Raw genomic sequence first — 5,011 nt, 5'->3', positions numbered from 1 at the left:
GGACCGGGCGCCGGTGCGCTGGGCGGGCATCGCGGGCGTCTCCTAGAGGGTGAATCCGGCCGGGAACGGGTCGGACGGGTCGAGCAGGTACTGGGCGGTCCCGGTCACCCAGGCGCGCCCGGTGAAGCTGGGCAGCACGGCCGGGATCCCGGCGACTTCGGTGGTCCCGAGGAGCCGCCCGGTGAACTGCGTCCCGATGAAGGACTCGTTCACGAACTCGGTGTGCAGCGGGAGTTCACCGCGCGCGTGCAGCTGCGCCATGCGTGCGCTGGTCCCCGTACCGCAGGGTGAGCGGTCGAACCAGCCGGGGTGGATCGCCATCGCGTGCCGCGAGTGCCGGGCCGTGGCGCCGGGTGCGAGGAGGTGCACATGGTGACAGCCGTGGATGGACGGGTCCTCCGGGTGGACGGGCGCCCCCTCCGCGTTGATGGCGTCCATCAGCGAAAGCCCGGCGGCGAGGATGTCGTCCTTGCGGGAACGGTCGAAGGGCAGCCCGAACTGGTCGATCGGCAGGATCGCGTAGAAGTTTCCGCCGTACGCCAGGTCGTACGTCACCGTCCGTCCGTCGGCCAGCGTGGCCTTGCGGTCGAGGCCGACGGAGAACGACGGGACGTTCTGGAGGGTGACGGCCTTGGCGGCCCCGTCCTCCACCGCGACCTCGGCGACGACAAGACCGGCCGGGGTGTCGAGCCGGATGGTGGTGACCGGCTCGACGACCTCCACCATGCCCGTCTCGACGAGGACGGTGGCCACGCCGATCGTGCCGTGCCCGCACATGGGCAGATAGCCGGAAACCTCGATGTAGACGACCCCGTAGTCGCAGTCGGGGCGGGTGGGCGGCTGAAGGATCGCGCCGCTCATCGCCGCATGGCCGCGCGGCTCGTTCATCAGCAACTGCTTGATGTCGTCGCGGTGTTCACGGAAGTACAGGCGGCGCTCGTTCATGGTGGTGCCCGGGATGGTGCCGATGCCGCCGGTGATCACCCGGGTCGGCATGCCCTCGGTGTGCGAGTCGACGGCCTGCAGGACGAGTTTGCTGCGCATGACCAGCCTCCTTGTACGAGCGTCTATGGGCTATGCGAGTCCTGCGGCGACGGCCTTCTCGGTGGCGGCGCGCACGGCGGCCTCCTGCTCCGGCAGGAGCGGGACGCGGGGCGGGCGTACCGGGCCGCCCCGCCGCCCGGCGATGTCCATCGACAGCTTGATGGCCTGCACGAACTCGACCTTCGAGTCCCAGCGCAGCAGCGGGTGCAGCTGCCGGTAGAGGGGCAGCGCGGTGTCGAGGTCACCCTCCACCGCGGCGCGGTAGAGCTCGACGCTCGCGGCGGGCAGCGCGTTCGGATAACCGGCCACCCACCCCTTGGCACCCGCGATCGCCAGCTCGAGCAGCACGTCGTCGGCGCCGATCAACAGGTCGAGTTCTGGGGCGAGTTCGGCCAGCCGGTAGGCGCGCCGGACATCGCCCGAGAACTCCTTGACCCCGTGGATGTACCCCTCGCCGTGCAGCTTCGCGAGCAGTTCGGGTACGAGGTCCACCTTGGTGTCGATGGGGTTGTTGTACGCCACGATCGGCAGCCCCGCCTTCGCGACCTCGGCGTAGTGGGCGAGGACCGAGCGTTCGTCGGCACGGTAGGCGTTGGGCGGCAGCAGCATCACCGCGCGGCAGCCGGCGTCGCGTGCCTGCTCGGCCCAGCGGCGGGATTCGGCGGACCCGTAGGCGGCGACCCCGGGCATCACGCGCTCTCCGCCGATCGCGGCGACGGCCGTCTCCACGACCTTGGCGCGCTCCTCGGGGGTGAGCACCTGGTACTCGCCGAGGGAGCCGTTCGGTACGACGCCGTCGCAGCCGTTCTCGACGAGCCAGGCGCAGTGCTCGGCGAACTTGTCGTAGTCGACGGAGAGATCGTCGCGCAACGGGAGGGCGGTGGCGACGAGGACGCCGCGCCAGGGGCGGTGATCGGTCATGAGGATCCTTCCTCGGTGGGGTCTGTGGAGTCCGTGGGGTCCGTGCGGTCCGTGCGGTCCGTGCGGTCCGTGCGGTCCGTGCGGTCCGTGGAGTCCATGGACTCCACAGACCCCATGTGGTGCCGGTCGAAGTCGGTTCCGGCGAGCACGCCGAGCGGTACAGGCCGGGCGAACGGCCGTCGCGAGGGCTGGAACTCGCACCCCGCGAGCCCTGCCACCGCCGGGCCGCACATCCGGCCCTGGCACCAGCCCATCCCGGCCCGGGTCAGCAGCTTCACAGTGCGTACGTCACCGGCGCCGAGTTCGCCCGCCGCCTCCCGGACCGCGGAGGCGGGCACCTCCTCGCAGCGGCACACGACGGTGTCGTCGGTGACCTGCTCGGTCCAGTGGGCGTGCGGGGCGTAGACGGTGTCGAGGGCGGCGAAGAACTCCCGCAGTCGGGTACGGGCTTGCGTGGCTCCCTCGTACGAACGCGGGTCCGGCGTACGGGAGTTGAGCCGGGCCGCGATCGAGAGGCCCGCGATCCTGCCCTCGGCGAGCGACAGCACGGCGCCGCCGATCCCGGTGGTCTCCCCGGCCGCCCAGACGCCGGGCACATCGGTGCGCTGCTCGTCGTCGACGGCGACGCCCGTCCCGTCGAGGCGGCAGCCGAGCGCCTCGGCGAGGTCGGTGTGCGGCAGCATGCCGTGGCCGACGGCGAGGGCGTCGCAGGCGATGCGCCGCTCGGTGCCGGTCCTGACCCGCCCGTCGCCGTCGACAGCGGCGACGGTCACGGCGTCGAGCCGGTCGCTGCCATGCGCCGCGACGACGGTGTGCCGGACGTGGATCCGCACCCGGTGCCGGGCCAACTCGGCGGCGTACCGGGCGCCTTCGGCCAGCTTGGCGGGGTGGGCGGCCAGCGCCCTGGCGTGCCGTACGAAGGCCCTGGGATCGGCGGACTCGACGAGCGCGGCGACCTTGGCCCCGGCCGCCGCGAGCCCGACCGCCACCGGCATCAGCAACGGCCCGGTCCCGGCCACCACGGCGGTACGCCCCGGCAGCACGAGCCCGCCCTTCAGCATGGCCTGCGCCCCGCCCGCGGTGACCACTCCGGGGAGGGTCCATCCGAGGAACGGCAGGACTTTCTCGTACCCACCGGTGGCCAGCAGCACGGCGTCGGCGGGGACGGCGACGGGGTGCTCCTGCTCGGGGCCGATCAGGGTGTGGACGACAAACGTGTCCGGCTTCCGCTCCACGAACCACACATGGTGATCCGTCAGATGCGTGATGCGGCCCGCCGCGACATGTGCCGCGAGGCCGTCGCGGAGCCGTTCCCATGTGCGCCACTGGTGGTGCAGGGTCTGGGGACGGCGGGCGCCCAGCGCCGCGGCGGGCTGACGGTAGAACTGCCCGCCCGCCTCCGCCGCGGAGTCGACCAGCGTCACACGTACCCCACGCCCCGCGGCGGCAAGTGCGGCCGCAAGCCCCGCGGGGCCCGCACCGACCACCACGAGGCGTGGTCCCTCAGCCATGCCGACCGGTCCCTTCCTGGGTACGGATCACGTCCCCCGTCTCCGCCCGCACCAGACAAGCCCGCTGGTTCGCCCGCCCGTTGACGCTCACCAGGCAGTCGAAGCAGACGCCGATGCCGCAGAAGACACCGCGCGGCTCACCGCTCTTCCGCGTCGTACGCCAGGAGGTGATGCCCGCCGACCAGAGGGCGGCGGCGATCGTCTGTCCGGGAAGGACGGTGATCTCGCGGTCGTCGAAGGTGACGGTGAAGGCGGGACCCGGCCGGGCGCGGACCACTTCCAGTGGCGACTTCGGTGCTCTCACACGCCCTCCTCGGGGAAACGGTCGGGGCGGAACGGGGCCAGGTCGAGATCCGGGGTCTTCTCGGTCAGCACCTGGGCGATCAAGTGCCCGGTACCCGTGGCGAGTCCGATCCCCGCGCCCTCATGCCCGCAGGCGTGGAAGAGACCAGGCACCCGCGCGTCGGGCCCGATCGCGGGCAGATGGTCGGGCATGTACGGACGGAAGCCGAGGTAGCCGCGCATCGCCCGGACCCCCTCCAGGAACGGGAAAAGCCGCGTCGCGCCCGCCGCCAGCGCCCGGGCGACCGGCAGCGAGAAGGACCGGTCGAAGCCGACACGCTCCCGGCTGGCCCCGATCAACACCGGCCCGGCGGCCGTCCCCTCCACCACAGGCGAGGTCTGCAGCGCCGCCGAGTCACTGGCCACGTCGGCCACATAGTCGGCGGCGTACACCTTGTGCCGTACCGTGCGCGGCGGCAACGGCTCGGTGACCAGGACGAAGCCGCGCCGGGGCAGCACGGGCAGGGAGGTGCCGGCGAGCGCGGCCAGTTCCCCGCCCCAGGTACCGGCCGCGTTCACGACCGCCGGGGCGTGGATGTCGCCCCGAGAGGTACGGACCCCGCGCACCGCCCCCTCCCCCGTGCGCAGCACTTCCGTGGCCGTCGCCCCCGTCCGCAGCGAGGCGCCCGCCGCCCTGGCCAGCCGTACGACATGGGCCGCGGCGAGGGTCGGCATCACCTGGGCGTCCTGCGGATACAGCACCCCGCCCGCGAGTCCCGTCGCCAAGTGCGGCTCCAGATCCCGGAGTTGATCGGCGCCGACCGGCACGGTCTCGACCCCGGCCGCACGCTGCCCGTCGCCAAGCTCTTCCAGAGCCTCGAGCCCGTCCGCCCCGGAGGCAACGACAAGACCGCCCTTGAGGTCGTACTCGACCGCTTCCGCGATGCCCGGCTCGGCGGCGACATCCGCCCACAACCGCCCCGACAACAGGGCAAGTTCAAGCTCGGGCCCCGGCTCCTTGTCCGAGACGAGCAAATTCCCCTCACCAGCACCGGTGGTACCCCCGGCCACAGGCCCGCGATCCACAAGTACGACCCCAAGCCCCGCCCGAGCCGCATACAGAGCACTGGCCGCCCCCACCATCCCAGCCCCGACGACCACAACATCGCAGGTCAGTAGCGAGTTCACGCCAGTACCATGTCACATGCTTCCAGACGAGCCAAGAGCGCCCCGTCAGGGGGCGCCCCGTAAGG

General features: G+C 72.3%; 5 protein-coding genes. All 5 read right to left on the bottom strand.

The window, feature by feature from the left end:
- Positions 1-42 precede the first annotated feature (42 nt).
- From G5C60_RS49445 to G5C60_RS49425, 5 genes are read right to left on the bottom strand one after another with little or no spacing between them, the layout of a single operon-like run.
- Positions 43-1,044, bottom strand: coding sequence for a proline racemase family protein (locus tag G5C60_RS49445; protein WP_165270663.1), 1,002 nt, complete (start codon positions 1,042-1,044; stop codon positions 43-45).
- Between the two features lie 30 nt (positions 1,045-1,074).
- Positions 1,075-1,965 carry a dihydrodipicolinate synthase family protein gene (locus tag G5C60_RS49440; protein WP_165270661.1) on the bottom strand — a complete coding sequence of 297 codons (891 nt, stop codon included), beginning with the start codon at positions 1,963-1,965 and terminating at the stop codon, positions 1,075-1,077.
- Entirely contained in the window at positions 1,962-3,476 is a 1,515-nt protein-coding gene (locus G5C60_RS49435) for an NAD(P)/FAD-dependent oxidoreductase (RefSeq protein WP_206440969.1), read from the bottom strand. The genes G5C60_RS49440 and G5C60_RS49435 overlap by 4 nt, the downstream gene beginning before the upstream one ends.
- Positions 3,469-3,780: a (2Fe-2S)-binding protein gene (locus G5C60_RS49430; protein WP_338146148.1), complete on the bottom strand. Its 312-nt coding sequence runs from the start codon at positions 3,778-3,780 to the stop codon at positions 3,469-3,471. The genes G5C60_RS49435 and G5C60_RS49430 overlap by 8 nt, the downstream gene beginning before the upstream one ends.
- Positions 3,777-4,946 carry an FAD-dependent oxidoreductase gene (locus G5C60_RS49425; RefSeq protein WP_165270659.1) on the bottom strand — a complete coding sequence of 390 codons (1,170 nt, stop codon included), beginning with the start codon at positions 4,944-4,946 and terminating at the stop codon, positions 3,777-3,779. The genes G5C60_RS49430 and G5C60_RS49425 overlap by 4 nt, the downstream gene beginning before the upstream one ends.
- Positions 4,947-5,011: the final 65 nt, after the last annotated feature.

This window comes from Streptomyces scabichelini, assembly GCF_011045015.1.
GTDB classification, from domain to species: domain Bacteria; phylum Actinomycetota; class Actinomycetes; order Streptomycetales; family Streptomycetaceae; genus Streptomyces; species Streptomyces scabichelini.
This window is presented reverse-complemented; position numbering and strand designations above follow the sequence as displayed.

Bases quoted from the DNA above. Each gene is read 5' to 3' on its own strand.
- G5C60_RS49445 (WP_165270663.1), bottom strand. From the start codon at position 1,044: ATGCGCAGCAAACTCGTCCTGCAGGCCGTCGACTCGCACACCGAGGGC.
- G5C60_RS49440 (WP_165270661.1), bottom strand. From the start codon at position 1,965: ATGACCGATCACCGCCCCTGGCGCGGCGTCCTCGTCGCCACCGCCCTC.
- G5C60_RS49435 (WP_206440969.1), bottom strand. From the start codon at position 3,476: ATGGCTGAGGGACCACGCCTCGTGGTGGTCGGTGCGGGCCCCGCGGGG.